The sequence below is a fragment of the Mesorhizobium sp. M1406 genome (genome assembly GCF_040317555.1).
In the GTDB taxonomy this organism is placed as follows: domain Bacteria; phylum Pseudomonadota; class Alphaproteobacteria; order Rhizobiales; family Rhizobiaceae; genus Mesorhizobium.
On sequence record NZ_JAMYKW010000021.1, the window covers coordinates 23,403 to 46,269 of the forward strand.

The 22,867-nt window shown below is 63.2% G+C and carries 19 protein-coding genes; 9 read left to right on the plus strand and 10 right to left on the minus strand.

Annotation, left to right across the window (positions count from 1 at the left end):
• Nucleotides 1–195: 195 nt before the first annotated feature.
• The 8 genes from rpmG to NKH03_RS18730 all read right to left on the minus strand — a co-directional run bounded on the left by rpmG (nt 196) and on the right by NKH03_RS18730 (nt 9,260).
• Nucleotides 196–363, minus strand: coding sequence for a 50S ribosomal protein L33 (rpmG, locus tag NKH03_RS18695; RefSeq protein WP_006201775.1), 168 nt, complete (start codon nt 361–363; stop codon nt 196–198).
• 153 nt (nt 364–516) lie between these two features.
• Complete coding sequence (locus NKH03_RS18700; RefSeq protein ID WP_352883246.1) at nt 517–975, minus strand: YqfO family protein; 459 nt, start codon at nt 973–975, stop codon at nt 517–519.
• Nucleotides 976–1,086: 111 nt separating this feature from the next.
• The gene (locus NKH03_RS18705; RefSeq protein ID WP_352969735.1) at nt 1,087–2,265 is read right to left on the minus strand and encodes an MFS transporter; all 1,179 of its coding nucleotides are present in this window, start codon (nt 2,263–2,265) and stop codon (nt 1,087–1,089) included.
• A gap of 16 nt (nt 2,266–2,281) precedes the next feature.
• On the minus strand, nt 2,282–3,022 hold the full coding sequence (locus NKH03_RS18710; RefSeq protein WP_352969736.1) for an NUDIX hydrolase: 741 nt from the start codon (nt 3,020–3,022) through the stop codon (nt 2,282–2,284).
• An 86-nt stretch (nt 3,023–3,108) separates the two neighbouring features.
• Nucleotides 3,109–3,555, minus strand: a complete 447-nt coding sequence (locus tag NKH03_RS18715; protein ID WP_352969780.1) for a DUF983 domain-containing protein — start codon at nt 3,553–3,555, stop codon at nt 3,109–3,111.
• A complete protein-coding gene (rnr, locus tag NKH03_RS18720) occupies nt 3,555–5,873 on the minus strand; it encodes a ribonuclease R (RefSeq protein ID WP_352969737.1) in 2,319 nt (772 codons plus the stop codon). Before rnr ends, NKH03_RS18715 begins: the two co-directional genes overlap by 1 nt.
• Before the next feature lie 6 nt (nt 5,874–5,879).
• Entirely contained in the window at nt 5,880–8,516 is a 2,637-nt protein-coding gene (gene topA, locus NKH03_RS18725; RefSeq protein WP_352870844.1) for a type I DNA topoisomerase, read from the minus strand.
• 366 nt (nt 8,517–8,882) lie between these two features.
• Complete coding sequence (locus NKH03_RS18730; protein WP_352969738.1) at nt 8,883–9,260, minus strand: COG4315 family predicted lipoprotein; 378 nt, start codon at nt 9,258–9,260, stop codon at nt 8,883–8,885.
• Between the two features lie 185 nt (nt 9,261–9,445).
• Between NKH03_RS18730 and NKH03_RS18735 the strand changes: the two genes are divergently transcribed.
• From NKH03_RS18735 to NKH03_RS18760, 6 genes are all read left to right on the plus strand, one after another.
• Nucleotides 9,446–10,192: a cytochrome c biogenesis CcdA family protein gene (locus tag NKH03_RS18735; RefSeq protein WP_352969739.1), complete on the plus strand. Its 747-nt coding sequence runs from the start codon at nt 9,446–9,448 to the stop codon at nt 10,190–10,192.
• A gap of 146 nt (nt 10,193–10,338) precedes the next feature.
• A complete protein-coding gene (gene glmU / locus NKH03_RS18740; protein WP_352969740.1) occupies nt 10,339–11,697 on the plus strand; it encodes a bifunctional UDP-N-acetylglucosamine diphosphorylase/glucosamine-1-phosphate N-acetyltransferase GlmU in 1,359 nt (452 codons plus the stop codon).
• 175 nt (nt 11,698–11,872) lie between these two features.
• Nucleotides 11,873–13,696, plus strand: coding sequence for a glutamine--fructose-6-phosphate transaminase (isomerizing) (gene glmS, locus NKH03_RS18745; protein ID WP_352969741.1), 1,824 nt, complete (start codon nt 11,873–11,875; stop codon nt 13,694–13,696).
• Between the two features lie 93 nt (nt 13,697–13,789).
• Nucleotides 13,790–14,086 (plus strand): type II toxin-antitoxin system RelE/ParE family toxin, encoded by a 297-nt coding sequence (locus NKH03_RS18750; RefSeq protein WP_352969781.1) that lies wholly within the window; start codon nt 13,790–13,792, stop codon nt 14,084–14,086.
• Between the two features lie 37 nt (nt 14,087–14,123).
• Nucleotides 14,124–14,423 carry a HigA family addiction module antitoxin gene (locus NKH03_RS18755; RefSeq protein WP_352870851.1) on the plus strand — a complete coding sequence of 100 codons (300 nt, stop codon included), beginning with the start codon at nt 14,124–14,126 and terminating at the stop codon, nt 14,421–14,423.
• An 80-nt stretch (nt 14,424–14,503) separates the two neighbouring features.
• Complete coding sequence (locus tag NKH03_RS18760) at nt 14,504–15,259, plus strand: DUF502 domain-containing protein (RefSeq protein WP_352969742.1); 756 nt, start codon at nt 14,504–14,506, stop codon at nt 15,257–15,259.
• On the opposite strand, the gene recG is transcribed toward NKH03_RS18760, so the two are convergent.
• Nucleotides 15,211–17,319 (minus strand): ATP-dependent DNA helicase RecG, encoded by a 2,109-nt coding sequence (gene recG / locus NKH03_RS18765; RefSeq protein ID WP_352969743.1) that lies wholly within the window; start codon nt 17,317–17,319, stop codon nt 15,211–15,213. The two genes, NKH03_RS18760 and recG, sit on opposite strands and share 49 nt — an antisense overlap.
• Nucleotides 17,320–17,414: 95 nt before the next feature.
• On the opposite strand from recG, the gene NKH03_RS18770 reads away from it, so the two are divergent.
• Both NKH03_RS18770 and mfd read left to right on the plus strand, forming a co-directional pair.
• Entirely contained in the window at nt 17,415–17,702 is a 288-nt protein-coding gene (locus tag NKH03_RS18770; RefSeq protein ID WP_352870856.1) for a succinate dehydrogenase assembly factor 2, read from the plus strand.
• A 28-nt stretch (nt 17,703–17,730) separates the two neighbouring features.
• Complete coding sequence (mfd, locus tag NKH03_RS18775) at nt 17,731–21,231, plus strand: transcription-repair coupling factor (protein WP_352969744.1); 3,501 nt, start codon at nt 17,731–17,733, stop codon at nt 21,229–21,231.
• Nucleotides 21,232–21,288: 57 nt separating this feature from the next.
• On the opposite strand, the gene NKH03_RS18780 is transcribed toward mfd, so the two are convergent.
• On the minus strand, nt 21,289–21,489 hold the full coding sequence (locus tag NKH03_RS18780) for a hypothetical protein (RefSeq protein WP_352870913.1): 201 nt from the start codon (nt 21,487–21,489) through the stop codon (nt 21,289–21,291).
• On the opposite strand from NKH03_RS18780, the gene NKH03_RS18785 reads away from it, so the two are divergent.
• Nucleotides 21,446–22,819: a class II 3-deoxy-7-phosphoheptulonate synthase gene (locus NKH03_RS18785; protein WP_352877841.1), complete on the plus strand. Its 1,374-nt coding sequence runs from the start codon at nt 21,446–21,448 to the stop codon at nt 22,817–22,819. The two genes, NKH03_RS18780 and NKH03_RS18785, sit on opposite strands and share 44 nt — an antisense overlap.
• The last annotated feature ends 48 nt before the right edge of the window (nt 22,820–22,867 follow it).

The window sequence follows — 22,867 nt, forward strand, 5'->3', positions numbered from 1 at the left end:
CTTTCAACTTCTTCGACATCCGTAGGGGCCTTGTTCATGACACCCCTGCCAGCCCACGACCAAGGGTGCCGCAACCATGGTGAACGGTCAATCCTTTTGGCTGGACTCTGTGTGCGGATTTAATGAAATCAATTGGTTACAAACAAAAACGCCGCCCATTGGGCGGCGTTTCGGCATTGCAGAAGGAAACCCAGATTACTTGATCTTGGTTTCCTTGAATTCGACGTGCTTCTTGGCGACCGGGTCGTACTTGCGGAACGACAGCTTGTCCGTCTTGGTGCGGCTGTTCTTGCTGGTCACATAGAAGAAACCGGTATCGGCGGTCGACAGAAGCTTGATCTTGATGTTTGCGGCTTTGGCCATGATATCAGTCCGTTTGTTCGTGGAGTTTTGGCCGCTGGAGCACGGGGAAACACCCGGACGCGGGAAACTTGGCGCGACACATAAAGAACGCGCCTGGAAAGTCAAGCCCGGCAGGCCCTGTGCGATCCGCCTGGGCCTGCTGGTGGGTGGAAATCATGCGGTTTCCGTCGCCGATACCGCAACCTTCTTCCAGTCTCCGGTCGTGTTCCACCAGCGATTCGGATTGGCGCGATCGTCCAGCCCCTTGGAACGGCTGGCCAGGATCGGCTGAATGCGGATCACCGGTTCCTGGTAGCTGTGCGCCTGGAAAATCGCCTCGACGACGCGGGCGGCCATTGCCTGGTCGTCGGGCAGTTCGAAGGAAACCTCGACCGTGCCTGGGCGGCGCCGCAATTCGGTTTCGGCGCCGGCGGCCGCACCTTCAAGCGGCCTGTAGCGTTCGATGCCGTGCGCCGACTGATAGGCATTGCGGTCATATTTGCCCATGGCCAGCGGCGCTATCGCCACCACCGCGTCCATGATGCGGTCGACATCGGCGGCCGGGGCCTGGAAGGTCACAAGCAGAAGCAGTGTCATTCGTAGCGATGTGGTTTCAAAGCCGCTGTCGATCATGGAAATGTCCTCAAGTGTTTTGGCACACCCTTTTAGCCCTGTACTGCTGACACGGTTCTGTCAGCAGCCTGTCACCGCGCCATGCCAAATGCAGGGCTAGCGGCAGTCGCGCTACAGGAGGATCTTGCGGACCAGCCTGACGGCGACCAAGGCAATATAGGCGGCGAAGAACAGGCCGAGCGACCAGCCGAAGCCGGACGGGCCGAATGCATCCATGCCGATGCCGATCGCTTGCGGACCGAGAACCATGCCGACGCCGTAGCACAGCACGAAGGCGGCGTTGGCCGACGCCAGTTCGTGGCCGGAAAGCTGCGAGCCGAGATGGGCAAGGCCGATCGTGTACATGGCAGCGACGACGCCGCCCCAGACGAACAGAAGTGCCGCCATCAGGTGCCAATTCTGCGCGAAGAAGGGCATGAAGACCGTGCCGACAAGGCCAACCATGGCGCAGGCAATCAGCAGATAGCGGCGGTCCGTGACGCGGTCGCTGATCATGCCGATGGGGATCTGCAGCAGCACGTTGCCGAGGCCGATCATGGTCAGGAGCAGGGCCGCGTCGGCTTCGGAATGGCCGATGCGGCTGCCGTAGATCGGGAACAGCGCAAAGCCGCCGGTTTCCACCGCGCCGAACACAAGCACGGCGGCGGTCGCCGACGGCACCAGCCAGATATAGCGCAGGAAATTGCTGGTCTCGCCGTCGGAGGCGATCGACGGGCTCTCGTTGCGCGCCGCCATCACCGGTATGGCGGCCAGCGTCACCAGACAGATGATGACGCCGAACGGTCTGAAGCCGGAACTGCCGAGATGGGCGAACAGCCACGGCCCGGCGGCAAAGCCGAGCGACAGAACCGTGGCGTAGATACCGAGGACAAGGCCGCGCCGATGCGGCGGCGCCGAGGTGCTGATCCAGAATTCAGACAGGATGAACAGCACCGTCAGCGCGATGTGCAGCACGATGCGCAGCGGAAACCACATCCAGAAATCGGGCGCGAAATGGAAGCCGACAAAGGCCAGCGCGCCGGCGGCGATCATGGCAATCATGGTCCAGGCGACGCCAAAGCGCATGGCGAGCGGTGTGGCGAGCGGCGCTCCGGCGATCGAGGCGAGGCCGGCGACGGCCGTGTTGAGGCCAATCATCGAGGCTGAATGGCCGCGTGTTTCGAGGATGACGCTGAGCAGCGGCATGCCGAGGCCGATGGCTATGCCGACGACACTGATCGACGAGATCGCCGCCACCATCGGCAGCCAGTGTACGCGTTCGTCGCCCTGTTGTTGGGTATCGACCGTCATGGGGATGCTGAATACTCTAGAGAAGTTCGCGGGTGAAACGGTTGCGGACAAGCCGGTAGAAGGGCACGGGACCGCCCGGACGCAACAGCGGATCATGGGCGAGGCGCTTTTGCATCTCGTCCAGGATCATTCGGGTGATGTCGGGGATGTCGGCTTCCCTTGCCTTGGCAAGTGGCAGCCAGACCAGCTCTTCGAGTTCGTTGGTCGGGCCGCCACCGGGCAGTTCTACCGCGACATCGTCGCGCCAGGCGCTGAAGAAGCGCGTGTCGAAGCGGCGTACCCGGTTGGGCGGCGTGATGGCGCGCGCGATGAAGCGCAGCATGTCCAGAGAGGGCTGCACGCCGTGTTCGGCAAAACCTTGCCAATCGGCCCTGGCCGTGGCGAAAGCGCCTTTGCGGCCGATCAGCAATCCGGCTTCCTCATAGGTCTCGCGGATGGCCGACAAGGCGATAGCGCGGGCTCGTGCGGCGCTTGTGCGGCCCGGCCCGGCGATCAGCCTGGCTACCTGCTCAGGGTGCAGTGCGGCGGCGACCGGGATGCGGCTGTCGGCCGGGTCGGTGCGGCCGCCGGGAAAGACGAACTTGCCCGGCATGAAGGCGTGGCCGGCATGGCGGCGGCCCATCAGAACCAGCACGTCATCGCCCTTGCGGTCGAGCAGGATCAGGGTTGCCGCGTCGCGCGGGCGAATTGGCTGGTCGCTATGAGCGATCATGCTCCGCTCGATCTTGGCGACTTCCGCCTTGGTCATACCGTCCATGCGCAGGACCTAGCGGAAACTTCTGGCAAGCGAAAGTGGCCTTTCACGGTCGGTATGTTGCGCCAGGCCGCAATCTTGGCCGCGCCTCAGGGTCCGGGATGCGGCTCGATCACGTCGTGCTCGCCGCCGAAGCCGTGCATATAGAAGGCCCATTGCAGTCCGATGACGGCCCCCTTGACCGGTTGCAGCAGCGCGACCGACAGAAGGATGGTCAGCGGCACCCAGATGGCGATGTGCTGCCACGTCGACAAGGTGGACGTCGCCTCCACGCCCATGAAGGCGCCGAGCACGATGTGGCCGACGATGACGATGACGAGATAGGCGGGCAGGTCGTCGGCGCGGTGGTGATGCAGTTCCTCGCCGCAGACACCGCATGTGTCGACGGTCTTGGTGAAAGCGCGAAACAGCTTGCCTTCGCCGCAATGCGGGCAGCGGCCGAGCAGGCCGCGCTTCATCGCCGTCCACAGCGGGCGGGCAGCCCGGCCCGAGTGATGTTCTCCGCCGAAAACCTGTTCTTCCGTGGCTGTTGTCATCATCGTCTCCTGCCGCGCGAACCCGGTCGCGATTGCGACGCGCGGGCGCGGCCCTTGGCCTTGTGAAACGACCGCTTGGAGCCCGGCAAAGGCTTCGGGTCGGTCAACATCTCGAAGCGCATCGCGCCGGCCATCGGCGCCACTTCGACGAGTCGGACCTCGACGCGGTCCGCGAGCTGGTAGCCTTTGCCCGAGCGTTCTCCGAACAGGGAACGGGCGGTTTCGTCGTATATGTAGTAATCGCCGTTCAATGTTGACACCGGGATGAAACCATCCGCGCCGTACTGCGGCAATTGGACAAATAGTCCTGATTTGGTGACGCCGGAGATGCGGGCATCGAAACGGTCGTCGATGCGCTCGGCGAGATAGGCGGCGACCAGACGGTCGACCGTGTCCCGCTCGGCCGCCATTGCGCGGCGTTCCGTGGCTGAGATCAGCACCGCGACATCTTCGAGCCGTGCCGCTTCGTCCTGCGTCAGCGCGCCCGGACCAAGGCCGAGTGCGGCAATAAGTCCGCGATGCACGATCAAATCGGCATAGCGGCGGATCGGCGAGGTGAAATGGGCGTAGCGCCTGAGGTTGAGACCGAAATGACCGATGTTCTTGGGCGAGTATTCGGCCTGGCTCTGCGAGCGCAGCACGACTTCGTTGACCAGGCCTTCATTGTCGGCGCCGCGCACACGCTCGAGGATGCCGTTGAACTGGCTCGGCTGCATCTGCGCGCCGCGGGCCAGCGACAGGCCAAGCGTCTGCAGGAACTCGCGCAGCGATTCCTGTTTGGCGAGCGATGGCGCGTCATGGACGCGGTAGACCAGTTCCTGCTTCTTCGCCTCCGGCGTCTCGGCTGCCGCGACATTGGCCTGGATCATAAATTCTTCGATGAGCTTGTGGGCATCGAGCCGGTCCGGCACGATGACGCGATCGACCGTGCCGTCTGGCTTGAGCAGGATCTTGCGCTCCGGCAGGTCGAGCTCGAGCGGCTGGCGGCCTTCGCGGCCACGCTTGAGGATCGCATAGGCCTCCCACAACGGCTTCAGCACCGTATCGAGGATCGGACCGGTCTTCTCGTCCGGAGCGCCGTCGATCGCCGCCTGAGCCTGGCTGTAGGCGAGCTTTGCCGCCGACTTCATCATGACGCGATGGAAGGAGTGCCTGAGCTTGCGGCCCTCGGCCGAAAAGATCATGCGCACCGCCAGCGCCGGGCGATCCTGGCCCTCGCGCAGCGAGCAGAGATCGTTGGAGATGCGCTCGGGCAGCATCGGCACCACGCGATCCGGGAAATAGACCGAATTGCCGCGCTTCAGCGCCTCGCGGTCGAGCGCCGTGCCATAGCGCACATAGGCCGCGACATCGGCGATCGCGACGGTGGCGACCACGCCGCCGGGGTTCTTCTCGTCGAGATCCGGCGTGGCGAAGACGGCGTCGTCATGGTCCTTGGCGTCGGCCGGATCGATGGTGACCAGCGGCAGGTCGCGCCAGTCCTCGCGGTGAGCAAGCGTCGCCGGCTTGACGGCTTCGGATTCGGCGATGACGTCGGCCGGAAAAATATGCGGAATGTCGTGGGCGTGGATGGCGATCATCGAGACCGCCTTTTCGCTGGTCAGCGAGCCCAGCACGTTGAGCACCTTGGCTCTCGGCAACCCATAGCGGGAGGCCCGCGCGGGCTCGACCTCGACCAGGTCGCCGCCTTTGGCGCCGTTCTGGAATTCCTTGTCGACGATCAGTTCGGGCTGGCGCCGTTCCACCGGTTCGATGCGGAAGGTGCCATCCTGCAGGATGCGAAAGACACCGAGCACGGCATCGGTGCGCTTTTCGAAGATCTTCACCACCCGTCCGGTGTATGCCGGGCCACCCAGGGCGACATTCGTCTCGTCGGCGGGGAAGGTCTTGGCCAGCACGCGGTCGCCAATGCCGGGCGCCGGTCCACCACCACTGCGCGACAGGCGGATGGAAACAATGGGTGGCGGTCCATTGGCTGTGTGTTCGGTGGGACGCGCCAACAGAACGCCATCGGCGTCACGGTCAAAAATATCGAGGACCGTGACGTGGGGCAGGGCACCGACGCGGGCCAACCCTTTGCGCTCCTTGGTCAGGAAACCTTCGTCCTGCAGGTCGCGCAGCAGATCCTTCAGCCAGATGCGGTCGTCGCCGCGCAGCGCGAACGCCTTGGCGATGTCGCGTTTTCCGGCGCGATCGGGATTTTCGGCGATGTAGCGCAGGATTTCGTCACGCGATGGCCGATAGTCGTCCTTGACCTTGGCCCTCGCGTCGGCGGTGCGCGGATCGCCGTGAGTTCTACCGGTGATCTTGCGCGCCACGCCGTCCTACCCTTTTTTCTTCGCTGCCGGCTTTTTGGCCGCCGTTTTCTTGGCCGCCACTTTCTTGGTTGCCGGGGCCTTGGCCGCGGCCGCCTTGCGGAACGGCTTCTTGCCGCCGCCGCCCTTGGCTTCCTTCTCGGCAATCAATGCCAGCGCGTCCTCGATGGTCACCGACTGCGGATCCCTGCCCTTCGGCAGGGTGGCGTTGATCTTGCCGAAATTCACATACGGCCCGTATTTACCGTCGCGTACGACGATCTTGCCGCCGCCATCGGGATGGTCGCCAAGCTCCTTGAGCGCCGCGGCGGTGCCGCCATTGCGGCCGCCCTTGCCCTTCAACTGCTTCTCGGCGATCACCGACACGGCGCGGTTGAGGCCAATCGAGAACACGTCCTCGATGCTGTCGAGATTGGCGTAGGTGCCGTCATGCAGAACGAACGGGCCGTAGCGGCCGAGCCCGGCCGAGATCATCTTGGCCGTTTCCGGATGCTGGCCGACATCGCGCGGCAGCGACAGCAGCGCCAGCGCCTTCTCGTGGTCGATCGATTCTGCCGTCCAGCCCTTGGGCAGGCTGGAGCGTTTGGCTTCCTTGCCGTCGCCGCGCTGCAGATAGGGGCCGAAGCGGCCGCTGCGCAGCGTGATTTCCTCTGACGTGTAGGGATCCTTGCCGATGACCTTGGTGCCGTCTTCGCCGCCGCCATTCTCGCCATTGGGATTGGCGGCGTCGCCGAGCTGGCGGGTGAAGGAGCATTCGGGATAGTTCGAGCAGCCGACGAAGGCGCCGAACTTGCCGAGCTTCAGCGACAGATTGCCGGTGCCGCATTTCGGGCAGATGCGGGGGTTCGAGCCGTCTTCGCGCGCGGGAAACACCAGCGGCGCCAGTTCCTCGTTAAGCGCATCGAGCACGTCGGTGACGCGCAGCTCCTTGATGTCGGTGACGGCGCCCGAAAAATCCTTCCAGAAATCGCGCAGCACATCCTTCCAGGCGAGCTTGCCGTCGGAAATCTCGTCGAGCTTTTCCTCGAGGGACGCGGTGAAGTCGTACTCGACATAGCGCTTGAAGAAGCTTTCGAGGAAGGCCGACAGCAACCGGCCCTTGGCCTGCGGCACCAGCCGTCGCTTGTCGATGGTGACGTAGTCGCGGTCCTCGAGCGTCTTCAGGATCGCCGTATAGGTGGAAGGCCGGCCGATGCCGAGCTCTTCCAGTTTCTTGATCAGCGAAGCCTCGGAATAACGCGGCGGCGGCTCGGTGGTGTGCTGCGTGGCGTTGATCGCCTGGCGGACCAACTGCTCGCCGGCGCGGATCTCGGGCAGGCGGCGGTTTTCCTCGTCTTCCGCGTCGTCTTCCTTCTGGTCGGTGTAGGCGGCAATGAAACCGTCGAAGCGAACGACCGAGCCGATGGCGCGAAGCTCGGCGGTGCGCGATCCGTTGACTGCCTCGATCTCGGCGGTGGTGCGCTCGATCTCGGCCGGCTGCATCTGGCTGGCGATGGCGCGCTTCCAGATCAACTCATAAAGCCGCATCTGGTCGGAATCGAGATATTGCCTGACCGATGCCGGGGTGCGCATGAAATCCGTCGGGCGGATCGCTTCGTGCGCTTCCTGGGCATTCTTGGCCTTGGTCGTGTAAAGGCGCGGCTTTTCCGGCAGGTATTTCGGGCCGAATTCCTTGGCGATGGCATCGCGTGCGGCGTCGATCGCCTCGGGCGCCATCTGCACGCCGTCGGTTCGCATATAGGTGATCAGGCCGGTGGTCTCGCCGCCGATCTCCATGCCTTCATAGAGGCGCTGTGCCACCTGCATGGTGCGGCTGGCCGAGAAGCCGAGGCCCGATGAGGCGGCCTGCTGCAGCGTCGAGGTGGTGAAGGGCGGGCCGGGATTGCGCTTGGTCGGCTTGGCTTCCACCGACACCGCCTTGAAGGTCGCGCCTTCAAGCATCGACTTGATGTCGTCGGCCTGCGCCTTGTTGGAAATGTCGAGCTTTTGCAGCTTCTTGCGGTCGAAGGCGGTCAGCCGCGCTTCGAAATTCTCGTTGCGCGGCGTGCCGAGCAGAGCGGCTATCTGCCAGTATTCCTCGCGGATGAAGCGCTCGATCTCGGATTCGCGGTCGCAGACCAGACGCAGCGCCACCGACTGAACGCGGCCGGCCGAGCGGGCGCCCGGCAGCTTGCGCCAGAGCACCGGCGACAGCGTGAAGCCGACGAGATAATCCAGCGCCCGGCGGGCCAGATAGGCATCGACCAGCGGCGCATCGATCTGGCGCGGATTGGCCATTGCTTCCAGCACCGACGATTTGGTGATGGCGTTGAAGACGACGCGGCTGACCGGCTTGTCCTTCAGCGCGCGCTTCTGCTTCAGCACCTCCAGCACATGCCAGGAGATGGCTTCACCCTCGCGATCCGGATCGGTGGCGAGGATCAGGCCGTCGGCATCCTTGACCGCCTTGGCGATGTCGGCAAGCCGCTTGCCCGAAGCGGTGTCGACCGCCCAGGACATGGCGAAATCCTCGTCCGGACGCACCGAGCCGTCCTTGGCCGGCAAATCGCGGACATGGCCGAACGAGGCCAGAACCTTGTAGTTCTTGCCGAGGTATTTGTTGATTGTCTTTGCCTTGGCCGGCGATTCGACGACGACGACGTCCATGAGGTCTCATATCAGCTGTGGTGCGGCAGAAGAATTCCGCTGCGCGCGACGAAATCTTGTTCTATTTGTCGCTCACATGGCGGCGCTTTTGCATCCGGTCAAGGGGAAGCGCCCAAATTGCGGGGTTCTCCGCAGCAATACACTCTTAGAGTGTATGGCGAAAATCACAGAATTTTGGGAAAGGGAGTTGGTGGTCCCCGAGTCATCGGAAACGACCCGATCTGTTTTCCACCGAGTCGCTGAAATGCTGCCCCGAGCCATAACAGGCGGCTTTAATAGCAAGCTGTGGCGCCGGTCGCCGGCTGAAAGAGGGATGCCCGGCGACCAGCCCTTGTCCCGCCATCGGGCGACTGGGTATCGGGTATCTTAGTCGGGCTTGACGATATGCCAGACCTCGCCGACACCATCTCCGGTCACATCGCCTGGTTTCTTGTCCTTGATGAAGGTATAGACCGGTTTGCCGTCATAGGCCCACATCTTGGTGCCGTCGGTGCGGTCGACAACGCTCCATTCGTCGTCCTGCTTGGCGCCGGCCTCGGCCTTCAACGGCGGCCAATTGGTGGCGCATTTGTCGTAGCAGTTGGTCTTGCCCTTCTCGTCCTTGTCATAGGTATAAAGCGTCATGCCGTTGGCGTCGGTGTAGATCTTGGTGCCATTGACCTCGGCTTCCTTCCACGCGTCGGCGGCGAAGGATGCGGCGGTGCTGAACAAAAGCGCTGCCAGCCCAACGGTTATGGTTCTCATGGAAATCTCCTTGACTGATATCTCGAGACGCGCGGGAAATCGCGGCCTCACCGCATCAACGCCTGCGCGTTGTCGTTTCTTCCCCGGCAAGTGCGTTCGGCAAGGGATGATCTTGCCAACACAATGGTGATTGGTGGACAAGGCTGCGCGCCGCTATATCAGCCGCTGCACTGGAGTTCTTGGAAATGGCATTGGACATTGGCTATGTCAGCGCGGTCGGGGCGGGAGCGATCTCGTTCCTGTCGCCTTGCGTGCTGCCGCTGGTGCCGCCCTATCTCTGCTATATGGCCGGCGTCTCGGTCGACGATTTCCGCGGCAATGCGGGTGCGGCGGCGCGCGAAGGCGCCCGCGGTGCGCTGCTCTATTCCTCGATCGCCTTCGTGCTAGGCTTTTCCACAGTGTTCGTTGCGCTCGGAGCCGGTGCGTCGACCATCGGCCGGCTGTTGCGGGTCTGGCAGGAGCAACTGGCGATGGGTGCCGGTGTGCTGATCATCCTGATGGGCCTGAACTTCCTCGGCATCCTGCGCATCCCGCTGTTGTCGCGCGAGGCGCGCTTCCAGTCGCAGGGCAAGCCGGCAAGCGCGGTCGCCGCCTATGTCATGGGGCTGGCTTTCGCGTTCGGCTGGACACCGTGCATCGGCCCCGTGCTGGGGCCGATCCTAACGCTGGCCGGCGGCCGCGAGACGGTGGGCGAGGGCGCGCTGCTGCTTGCCGCCTATTCGCTTGGCCTCGGCATCCCGTTCCTGATCGCGGCGCTGTTTTCGGGCGCCTTCATGCGCTTCCTCGGCAAATTCCGCGTCCATCTCGGCCGCGTCGAAAAGGCGATCGGCGCGCTGCTGGTCGTCGCCGGCGTGTTTTTCCTCACCGGTGGCGTGCAGACCGTGTCCTACTGGCTGCTGGAGAATTTCCCGGTGCTGGGGCGGTTGGGGTAGGCACCCGACACTAGATCTGCACTCTGGACCCACTGATTAAGAGTCAGCTGCACCACCATCTCACCGGAATTTAACCGCATTGGTGCAGCATGGCGCCACTGCTATCGTGTCTTGATTCCCAACCCTTTCATTCGGTTTGTCCTTTCATGAGCCAGAGATCCTGCCTGTCCGTCATCCTCGCCGCCGGCGAAGGCACGCGCATGAAGAGTGCGTTGCCGAAGGTGCTGCATCTGATTGCCGGGCTGCCGATGGTGGCCCATGTGGTGAAGGCGGCCGAGGCCGCTGGCGCCGGCAGTCAGGCGCTGGTGATTGGCCATGGCGCGGAAGACATGCGCAAGGCCGCGGCAAAATTCGCTCCGGCGGCGGAGACCTTCGTGCAGGAAAACCGCCTTGGCACCGCTCATGCGGTATTGGCCGCGCGCGATGCAATATCAAAGGGTTATGACGATATCCTTGTGATGTTTGGCGACACGCCGCTGATCGACGCTGATGCTCTGACCGTGGCGCGGCTGAAACTGGCGGAGGGTGCTGCCGTCGTCGTGATCGGTTTCCGTCCGCCCAATCCGACCGGCTATGGCAGGCTGATCGAAAAAGACGGCAAGCTGGTCGCAATCCGCGAGGAGAAGGATTGCTCCGAGGAGGAGAAGAAAATCACGTTCTGCAATGCCGGCATGATGGCGGTGGCCGGCGCGCATGCGCTGAAGCTGCTCGACGCGGTCGGCAACAAGAATGCCAAGGGCGAGTACTACCTCACCGACATCGTCGAGATCGCCGGCGCGCGGAGACTCGACGTCGTTGCCACCGAAGCCAGCTTCGAGAGCGCGCTCGGCATCAACAACCGCGCCGAACTGGCGCAAGCCGAGGGCATCTGGCAGGCGCGCCGCCGCCATGAGGCAATGCTGTCGGGCGTGACGCTGATCGCGCCGGAGACCGTGTATTTCTCGCACGACACCGAAATCGGCGCCGACACGATCGTCGAACCCAATGTCTGGTTTGGCCCAGACGTGAAAATCGCCGGCGGCGCCAAGATCCATGCCTTCAGCCACATCGAAGGCGCCACTATTGCAGCGAATTGCGATGTCGGGCCGTATGCGCGGCTGCGGCCGGGCGCCGATCTCAGGCAAAAGGCCAAGGTCGGTAATTTCTGCGAGGTCAAGCAGGCTGTTATCGAGGAGGGCGCCAAGGTCAACCATTTGACCTATATCGGCGATGCACGGGTCGGCGCGGGCGCCAATATCGGTGCCGGCACCATCACCTGCAATTATGACGGCTATTCGAAATTCTTCACCGACATCGGCGAGGGCGCCTTTGTCGGTTCGAATTCCTCACTGGTGGCGCCTGTCACCATCGGCAACGGCGGCTACATTGCTTCAGGCAGCGTCATCACCGAAGACGTACCCGAAGATGCGCTGGCCTTCGGCCGCGCTCGCCAGAAGACGATCCCCGGCAAGGGCAGGGAATTGCGCGAACGCTTTGCTTCGGCCGCTGCGGCGAAGAAAAAGTAACTCGGCCCGCAAAAAGCCGAACGAGTGCAGTAACCGGATTGCAAGAGCGGCCTGTCATGGTGCATCGACAGGAATAAGCGTTCCGTTACACGGGACGAAATGCAATGTGACTTTCGCGGCAGGCCGGCCATCCCTAAATAGCGCTGGTTTTCCATGGGAATCGGGGGCTTTCTGGATGTGCGGCATCGTTGGAATCGTCGGCCACTCGCAGGTTGCGCCGCTCATCGTCGATGCGCTGAAGCGGCTCGAATATCGCGGGTATGACTCGGCCGGCGTTGCCACCATCGACCACGGTGCGCTTGCCCGCCGCCGCGCCGAAGGCAAGCTGGTCAACCTCGAACGCCTGCTGAAAAACGAGCCGCTCGACGGTACGATCGGCATCGGCCACACGCGCTGGGCGACGCATGGCGTGCCCAACGAGACCAATGCGCATCCGCATTTTTCCGATGGCGTCGCCATCGTCCACAACGGCATCATCGAGAATTTCGCCGAATTGCGCGCCGAGCTGATCCGCGACGGCTATTCTTTCTCGTCGCAGACCGACACCGAGGTCGTGGCGCATCTGGTGGCGAGCGAACTCGCCAAGGGGCTGAAGCCGGTTGATGCCGCGCACCAGGCGCTGAAGCGGCTGGAAGGCGCTTTCGCATTGGCCATCATGTTCAAGGGCGATGAAGACCTGATCGTCGGCGCCCGCAACGGCCCGCCGCTGGCTGTTGGCCATGGCGATGGCGAGATGTTCCTGGGGTCAGACGCCATAGCGCTCGCCCCGTTCACCAATTCGATCACCTATCTCGAAGATGGCGACTGGGCGGTGGTGCGCCGCGACGGCGTCACCATCTTCGACATTGACGGCACAAAGGTCGACCGTAAGCGCCAGCAGTCGCTCTCGACCAGCTTCATGGTCGACAAGGGCAATCGGCGCCATTTCATGGAGAAGGAAATCCATGAACAACCCGAGGTGATCTCGCACACGCTGGCGAATTATCTGGATTTTGTTGGTGGCGTTTCCAAGCCGCTCGACCTGCCTTTCGATTTCGCTAATATCGACCGGCTGGCGATTTCGGCTTGCGGTACGGCGTATCTCGCCGGCCTGATCGGCAAATATTGGTTCGAGCGCTATGCGCGGCTGCCGGTCGACATCGATGTCGCCTCCGAATTCCGCTACCGCGAAATGCCGCTGTCGAAAAGCGACGCGGCTTTCTTCATCTCACAGTCGGGCGAGACCGCCGACACGTTGGCCTCGCTGCGCTACTGCCGCAAGGTTGGGATGAAGATCGGCGCGGTCGTCAATGTGCGGGAATCGACCATGGCGCGCGAATCCGACGTCGTGCTGCCGACGCTGGCCGGGCCGGAGATCGGCGTCGCCTCGACCAAGGCGTTTACCTGCCAGCTGTCCGTGCTGGCGTCGCTGGCCGTGCGTGCCGGCGTGGCGCGCGGCACGATTTCGAAGGAGCAGGAAAAGATCTTCGTGCGCGAGCTTTCGGAGGCTCCGCGCTTTGCCAACCAGGTGCTAAAGCTCGATCATCAGATCGAAAAGATCGCGCGCGAGCTCGCGCACTACAAGAACGTGCTCTATCTCGGCCGCGACACCAATTTCCCGCTGGCCATGGAAGGCGCGCTAAAACTCAAGGAAATCTCCTACATCCATGCCGAGGGCTATGCCGCGGGCGAACTGAAGCATGGCCCGATCGCGCTGATCGACGAGAACATGCCGGTCATCGTCATCGCGCCACATGACCGCATTTTCGAAAAAACCGTGTCGAACATGCAGGAAGTGGCGGCACGCGGCGGCAAGATCATCCTGATCACCGACAGCAAGGGTGCGGCACTGACGAGCGTCAAGACGATGGAGACGATCGTGCTGCCCGACGTGCCGGAAATCATCTCGCCGATCATCTACGCATTGCCGATCCAGATGCTGGCCTATTTCACCGCCGTGTTCATGGGCACCGACGTCGACCAGCCGCGCAATCTGGCGAAATCGGTGACGGTGGAATAGCTATCGGCAACTCACCATTTGCCACCGATCAACCGGTGGCAAATTTGTATCGGCCGATGATACATTTGCTTGCGTGCCGGTCTGTATCAATGTATGATACAGACCAGAGGGATCGTTTCGTTCAAAGGCAAGGCGGTCGAAGCGGTTGCCGAAGGGAAGGCGCCAAAAGGCTTTCCGCCAGATTTGGTTGCCCGCGGCGAACGTCGCCTCCGCGCAATTGCCAACGCTGCCCAACTGAATGACCTTCGATCGCCGCCCGGAAATCACCTCGAAGCCCTGAAAGGAAGCCGCGCCGGACAGCATTCAATTCGCATCAACGACCAATGGCGCATCTGCTTCAAATGGACCGCCGCTGGCGCTGAAGACGTGGAGATCGTCGATTACCATTGAGCAGGCATTTGCCCTGAACCCTTGAGGACCCTGAATTATGCTCAAGTTCGCACGTCCAGTTCATCCTGGAGAATTCCTGCGCGAAGAATATCTCGTCCCGCTCGGCATGAGTGCCGGCGCGCTGGCAAAAAATCTCAATCTTCCGCGCACCCGTATCGAGCGCATTGCCAAGGAGGAGATCGGCTTGACCCCCGATACGGCCCTCCGCCTCGCCAGATTTTTCAACACCACACCCGAATTCTGGATGAATTTTCAACAGGCCTATGAGCTTGAAACCGAAGCCAAGAAACTGGCGCCGGAACTCGAGAAAATCGAACCGCTGGACGCGGCGGCATAATCGGCGCTTTAAAAACTTCGCAGTTCCAATACGCCCTCTGGTTCACTATGTTGCGCTGCAACCCGCGTTCCCGGTGAACCATGTCCGACGCTCCCAAGACCTCCGGCATGACCCGGCTGAGGAACTATTTCCTCACAGGCTTCGTCGTCTGTGCGCCACTGGCGATCACCGCCTATATCGCCTGGTCGTTCATCGGCTGGGTCGATTCCTGGGTGAAGCCCTATATTCCGGTGCGCTACAGTCCGGACTCCTACCTGCCGTTTCCGGTTCCGGGGTTCGGGCTGATCGTGGCGCTGATCCTGATCACGCTGATCGGTTTCCTGACGGCCAACATCGTCGGCCGAGCCATCGTCAATTTCGGCGAACGGCTGCTTGGCCGCATGCCGCTGGTGCGCGGCATCTATGGTTCGCTGAAGCAGATTTTCGAGACCGTGCTGTCCAACAAGGGCGACATGTTCCGCCAGGTCGGGCTGGTCGAATATCCGCGCAAGGGTGTTTGGTCGCTGGTTTTCGTCGCCAGCGAGAAGGAGACCGAGATCAACCAGAAGCTCGATCAGGAAGGCGATCCGCTGATTGCGGTGTTCATGCCCTGTACGCCGAACCCGACGACCGGCTTTCTGATGTATGTACCGAAGTCGGACATCGTGCTGCTCGATATGACGATCGAGGACGGCGCCAAGCTGATCGTCTCGGCCGGGCTGGTGGCCCCCGAGGTCAAGCCAATGGTCGTCGTGAATGGCGAGCCGATCGAGGGGATGCTTGCCAATCCATCGGTTGCCGCCTTGGCTCAGCCGGCGCGCAAGAGTCGCACGGCTTCGTCGCGCCCGAACAAGTAAAGCAGCAGGCGCAACGCCTCGCCTCGGTCGGACTGGAGCTCCGGATCGCGCGACAGGATCAGCCTGGCGTCGTCGCGCGCGGCCTCCAGAAGGTCGGCATGCGCCTCGATGCGCGCCACCTGGAAACCCGGCGTGCCAGACTGGCGGGTGCCCAGCAATTCGCCTTCGCCGCGCAGCTTCAGGTCTTCCTCGGCAATCAGAAACCCGTCTTCGGTCTCGCGCATTACCGACAGCCGGCGTTTCGCGGTCTCGCCGAGCGGGTCCTTGTAAAGCAGCACGCAGGAGGAGGGCTTGTCGCTGCGCCCAACACGCCCGCGCAGCTGGTGCAACTGGGCCAGGCCAAAGCGTTCGGCATGTTCGATGACCATGACGGTGGCGTCCGGTACATCGACGCCGACCTCGATGACCGTGGTGGCGATCAGGATGCGTGTTTCGCCCTGCTTGAAGGCGCGCATCGCCTCGTCCTTGTCGGCGCCCTTCATGCGGCCATGGACGAGGCCGATGCGGTCGCCGAACAGCGGCTTCAGCGAGGCAAAACGGTCCTCGGCCGACATCAGCTTGATCTCTTCGGATTCCTCGACCAGCGGACAGATCCAGTAGATCTTCTGGCCGCCGGCAACGGCGTCGACCATGCGCCCGACCAGTTCATCGAGCCGCTCCAGGGGCAGTGTGACGGTGCGAATCGGCTGGCGGCCGGCCGGCTTCTCCGTCAGCTTCGACACGTCCATGTCGCCGAAGGCGGTCAGCACCAACGTGCGCGGGATCGGTGTGGCCGTCATCACCAGCATGTCTGGCGCATCGCCCTTGGCGGTGATGGCAAGGCGCTGGTGGACACCGAAGCGGTGCTGCTCGTCGATGACGGCGAAGACCAGGTCTTGGAAGGTGACCGTCTCCTGGAACAGCGCGTGGGTGCCGACGATGATGTCGATCGCGCCGCTGGCCAGGCCTGACAGTGTGTCGGTGCGCTCTCGGCCCTTTTCACGGCCTGTGAGGATAGCGATGCGGAGCCCGACCTTGGCGGCAAGCGGCGCGATGGTCGCCAGGTGCTGACGCGCCAGGATTTCCGTCGGTGCCATCAAGGCGGCCTGGCCGCCGGCCTCGACGGCACGCGCCATGGCCAGCAGCGCCACGACCGTCTTGCCGGAGCCGACATCGCCCTGCAAAAGCCGCAGCATGCGTTCGGGATCGGCGAGGTCGGCATTGATTTCGGCCAGCGCGAACTCCTGGCTTGATGTCAGCGAGTAGGGCAGTGCGGCGCGCAGTTTCTCGACGATGCTGCCGTCGCCGACCAGGGGACGGCCGGACAGGCGGCGGACTTTTGCCCGCACCAGCGCCAGCGAAACCTGGCCCGCCAGCAACTCGTCATAGGCCAAGCGCCGCCATGCAGCGCCGTCGACAGAGACGTCGATCGGGTCCGCCGGATTGTGGATACGGGCAAGCGCGTCACCAAAGGCCGCAAAGGTGTGCCGGCGCATGAAGGCGCCATCCTGCCATTCGGGAAATTCAGGCACGCGCGCCAGCGCCTGGCCGATTGCCCGGCGCAGCACCTTGCCCGAGAGCCCGGCGGTGAGCGGATAGACCGGTTCGACCAGCGGCAGGTTCTCCGCTTCGCTGGCCAACGCGATATGGTCGGGGTGGACCATGCTTGGGCGGCCATTGAACCATTCCATGCGGCCCGAGACCACGACATGCTCGCCTTCGGGCATCGCCTTTTCGAGATAGGAAGCATGCGCATGGAAGAAGGTCAGCGCGATCTCGCCGGTGTCGTCATGGGCATAGACCCGGTAGGGCACCGACCTGTTGCCGCGCGGCGGCGGCTGGTGGCGGTCGATGCGCACGTCGAGCGTGACGATCTGGCCTTCGGCGGACCCTGCAATACCCGGACGGCTGCGGCGGTCGATGACGGTGTGCGGCAGCACGAACAGAAGGTCGCCCGCGCGGGCGACGCGATCACCCAGATCGGCCGCGACAACCTTTTCGATCAGGGCGCCGACCTTCGGCCCGACGCCGGCAAGCGAGGTGATCGGGACAAACAGCGGATCGAGGATGGTGGGGCGCATGATGATGTCAGCTTATGTCGCGACGGCTACAGCGCAAGGCTGACAGCACCTTCTATCCACGCTATATGCGCCGCAGCAAGTGAGGATGCGGCACAATGACCGGAACGACGAGATCAAGCGAGGGGCTGGACGCCCACCGCCGCAAGCTTCTGTTTCGCTCCTGGCATCGCGGTATGCGCGAGATGGACCTGATCCTTGGCACTTTCGCCGACGCCGAGATCGGCGCCTTGACCGGCGAGGAAATCGACCAATATGAGAAGCTCCTCGACATTCCCGACACCGAATTCCTGCCCATGGTCACCGGCGAACGCCCGGTCCCGGCGGACATCGATTGTGCCGTCCTGCAAAAGATCCTGGCATTCCGCCACTCCCTGACATTTTGAACAACCACATTCAAAACGACGTGATTTCATGAGCCTCATTCCCACCATCGGTCTGCCGAAAGGCCGCGCCGGCCAGCTTATCGTCGACGGCGTCGCCGACGGCTACGAAGCTTTCGCGCTGGTGCAGGCGGCACTCGAGATCGCGCCCGACAAGCCGGTGCTGTTCGTGGCGCGCGACGGCCAGCGCCTGCCGGCGATCATCGAGGCGCTGTCCTTCGCGGCGCCAGGTCTGCCGATTCTCGAACTACCGGCCTGGGATTGTCTGCCCTACGACCGCGTCTCGCCTGGTTCGGACGCCGCCGCCAAGCGCCTCGATGCGCTGACCGCCATGATCGCGCTGGCGAAAAAGCCGCACCGCGCCGTCATCCTCACCACCGCCAATGCACTGCTGCAGCGGATTCCGCCGGCTGAACTGGTCGAGGCACAGACTTTTCACGCCAGGCCCGGTAACCAGATCGACATGAACGCACTGGTGTCGCGGCTGGAAACATCCGGCTTCGAGCGCGTGCCGACGGTGCGCGGCATCGGCGAATTCGCGGTGCGCGGCGGCATTCTCGACCTGTTCGCGCCCGGCTGGACCGAGGCGCTCAGGCTCGACTTCTTCGGTGACACGCTGGAATCGATTCGTGTCTTCGATGCCGCCACCCAGCGCACCACCGGCCAACGCAAGTCGATGGCGCTGCAAGCGATGAGCGAAGTGGCGCTGACGCCGGAAACTATCAGCCGCTTTCGCCGCTCCTATATCGAAGCTTTTGGCGCACCGCAGCGCGACGACGGGCTCTATGCGGCGGTCAGTGAAGGACGACGCTTCGCCGGCATGGAGCACTGGCTGCCGTTCTTCTACGAGCGGTTGGAGACGGTGTTCGACTATCTCACTGATACGCCTGTCGTCTTCGATCATCTGGCGCATGAGGCACTGGCCGAACGCCACACGCTGATCCTCGATCACTACGAAGCGCGTAAGAAGCAAGCCGGCGGTGCGCTGAAGGACGCCGTGCCCTACAAGCCGGTGCCGCCGGACCTGCTCTATCTCTCGCCGGAAAACCTGATCGCCTCGCTCGGGCCGCGCGAAGCGATCGATTTTACGCCGTTCGATGCGCCCGATGCCGGCGCGAAAAAGGTCTTTCACGCCGGTTCGCGGCACGGCCGCAGCTTCGTCGAGGAACGCGCCGACCCGAACGTCAATGTGTTCGATGTCGTCGTCAAACACATCGCCGACGAGCGCGCGGCGCGCCGCCGCGTCGTCATCGCCGGCTGGACCGAAGGATCACTCGACCGGCTTGGCCAGATCCTTGGCGAACACCACCTCGGCAATCTCAAGCAGGTCGCGACGCTGGCGGAAGCCGAAAAGCTCGAGGCGGGGCAGGCGGCTCTTGCCGTGCTACCGCTCGAATCCGGCTTCGAGACCGAAAGACTGGTCGTCGTCGCCGAACAGGATATTCTCGGCGACCGGCTGATCCGGCGCTCGAAGCGCAAGAAGCGCCCCTCGGATTTCATCGCCGAGGCCTCGGCGCTGTCGGCCGGCGACATCGTCGTCCACGCCGACCACGGCATTGGCCGCTTCATCGGCCTGCGTACCATCGAAGCGGTCGGCGCGCCGCATGATTGCCTGGAAATCCATTATGCCGGCGATGACCGGCTGTTCCTGCCGGTCGAAAACATTGAGCTCTTGTCGCGCTACGGTTCCGACACAGCCGAGGCGACGCTGGACAAGCTTGGCGGCGGCGCCTGGCAGTCGCGCAAGGCGCGGCTGAAGAAACGCCTGCTCGACATGGCCGGGCAATTGATCCGTATCGCCGCCGAACGGCAGATGCGCGTCGCACCGGCGCTGGTGCCGGCCGAAGGCCTCTATGGCGAGTTCGCCGCCCGCTTTCCCTATGAGGAGACCGACGACCAGCAGACGGCGATCGACTCCGTGCGCGACGACCTTGGCGCCGGCAAGCCGATGGACCGGCTGATCTGCGGCGATGTCGGCTTCGGCAAGACCGAGGTCGCGTTGCGGGCCGCCTTCATCGCGGCGATGGAAGGATTTCAGGTGGCGGTGGTGGTGCCGACGACACTGTTGTCGCGCCAGCATTTCAAGACGTTTTCGCAGCGTTTCTCAGGCCTGCCGATCCGCGTTGCCCAGGCCTCGCGTCTGGTCGGTGCCAAGGAGCTGGCGGAAACGAAGAAGGGCATTGCCGAGGGCCAGGTCGACATCGTCATCGGCACCCATGCGCTGCTTGGGTCCGCGATCTCGTTCAAGAATCTTGGGCTGCTGATCATCGACGAGGAGCAGCATTTTGGCGTCAAGCACAAGGAACGGCTGAAGGACCTGAAGACCGATGTGCACGTGCTGACGCTGTCGGCGACGCCGATCCCGCGTACGCTGCAACTGGCGCTGACCGGTGTGCGCGAGCTGTCGCTGATCGCTACGCCGCCGGTCGACCGCCTGGCGGTGCGCACCTTCATCTCGCCCTTCGATCCGCTGGTGATCCGCGAGACGCTGCTTCGCGAACGTTATCGCGGCGGGCATTCCTTCTATGTCGTTCCGCGCATCAGTGATCTGGCGGAAATCCATGATTTCCTGAGAGAATCCGTGCCTGAATTGAAAGTTGCGGTGGCCCATGGCCAGATGCCGCCGGGCGAACTCGACGACATCATGAATGCCTTCTACGACGGCCAGTACGACGTGCTGCTGTCGACCACCATCGTCGAATCCGGCCTCGACATCCCGACCGCCAACACGCTGATCATCCATCGCGCCGACATGTTCGGCCTGTCGCAGCTCTACCAATTGCGCGGCCGCGTCGGGCGTTCGAAGGTGCGCGCCTATGCGCTGTTCACGCTGCCGGCCAACCGCAAGCTGACCGACACCGCCGAGCGCCGGCTAAAAGTGCTGCAATCGCTCGACACGCTGGGCGCCGGCTTCCAACTGGCCAGCCACGACCTCGACATCAGAGGCGCGGGCAATCTTCTGGGCGAAGAGCAGTCCGGCCACATCAAGGAGGTCGGCTTCGAACTCTACCAGCAGATGCTGGAAGAAGCCGTCGCCGAGGTGAAGGATTCCGGCGAGGTTCAGGATGGCGGCTGGTCGCCGCAGATCGCCGTCGGCACGGCGGTGATGATCCCGGAAAGCTATGTTCCGGACCTGCAGCTCAGGCTGGCGCTCTATCGCCGTCTCGGCGATCTCGAAAACACCGAGGAGATCGATGCTTTCGGCGGCGAGCTGATCGACCGCTTCGGCCCGCTGCCCGAGGAGGTCAAGCATCTCCTCAAGATCGTCTTCATCAAGGCGCTCTGCCGCAAGGCCAATGTCGAGAAGCTCGACGCAGGACCGAAGGGCGTCGTCATCCATTTCCGCAAGCGTGAATTCTCCAACCCGGTTGGGCTGGTCCGGTTCATCGGCGAGCAGGGTTCTTTGGCCAAGATCCGGCCGGACCACAGCGTCGTGTTCGTGCGCGACTGGCCAACGGCCGAGAAGCGGCTGGCGGGCTCCGCGGTCGTCATGACGCAACTGGCGCGGCTGGTGGAGAAGGCGGCGGCGTAGGGCAGGGGTAGGACACCGCCTCGCCAGGCCGCCATTCGCCACGCGGCCAAATCCGGTCTAGAATAGGAAATCGGCTTCGTGTATGGAGCCGCGATCCCCATATGGGGCGGGTTGGCGGGCGATGGCGCTTGCTTTTGTTGTTTGACGCAATTCCGGACGGAAAACCGTTTCACGCTTTTCCTGGAGTTGCTCGGAAAGAGCGTTGGGTGCAGCGATGACGAAATGGTCGCCGAATTCTTGGAGAGCGATGCCGATCAAGCAGGTTCCTGCCTATCCGGACCTTGCCGCGCTGAAGACCACGGAAGCCCAACTCGCGACCTTTCCGCCGCTGGTTTTTGCAGGTGAGGCACGCAAGCTGAAGAAGCAGCTTGCGGCTGTCGCTGCCGGTGACGCATTCCTTCTCCAGGGTGGCGATTGCGCCGAGAGCTTCGCCGAACATGGCGCGGACAACATCCGTGACTTCTTCCGCGTGTTCCTGCAGATGTCGGTGGTGCTCACCTTCGCCGGCGCGCAGCCGGTGGTCAAGGTCGGCCGCGTTGCTGGCCAGTTCGCCAAGCCGCGCTCGTCAGACAACGAGACCAAGGGCGGGGTGACGCTGCCTAGCTATCGCGGCGACATCATCAACGGCATCGAATTCGACGCCAAGTCGCGCATTCCCGATCCTGCCCGCCAGGAGATGGCGTACCGCCAGTCGGCGGCGACGCTCAACCTTCTGCGCGCCTTCGCGCAGGGCGGCTATGCCAGCCTGGAGAATGTGCATCGCTGGATGCTCGGCTTCGTGTCCGACAGTCCGCAAGGCGAGAAGTATGAATCGCTCGCCAACCGCATCACCGAGACGATGGACTTCATGAAGGCCGTCGGTATCACCTCGGAAACCAACTACGCACTGCGCGAAACCGATTTCTACACCAGCCACGAGGCGTTGCTGCTCGGCTACGAGGAGGCGCTGACCCGCGTCGATTCGACCTCCGGCGACTGGTACGCCACCTCAGGCCATATGATCTGGATCGGCGACCGCACACGCCAGCCCGACCATGCGCATGTCGAATATTGCCGCGGCATCAAGAACCCGCTCGGCCTGAAATGCGGCCCGTCGCTGACGCCGGACGGGTTGCTGGAACTGATCGATCTGCTCAACCCCGACAACGAGCCCGGCCGGCTGACGCTGATCGCGCGCTTCGGTTCCGACAAGGTCGCCGACCATCTGCCGAAGCTGGTCCGCGCGGTGAAGAAGGAAGGCCGCAGCGTGGTGTGGTCTTCGGACCCGATGCACGGCAACACGATAGAGGCGGCCGGCTACAAGACGCGGCCGTTCGACCGCATCCTGAAGGAGGTGCAGACCTTCTTCGAGGTGCATCGCGCCGAAGGCACGCATCCGGGCGGCATCCATGTCGAGATGACCGGCAAGAACGTCACCGAATGCACCGGTGGCGCGCGCGCCATCACTGCCGAAGAGTTGCAGGACCGCTACCACACCCATTGCGATCCGCGCCTCAACGCCGACCAGGCGATCGAACTGGCCTTCCTGGTCTCGGATCTCTTGAAGAAGAGCCACCCGGTGCAGCACAAGCAGGCCGTGAACGGCTGATTTTCGCCGCGGTCCGAATGAATTCATAAAAAGGCGCCGGAGAAATTC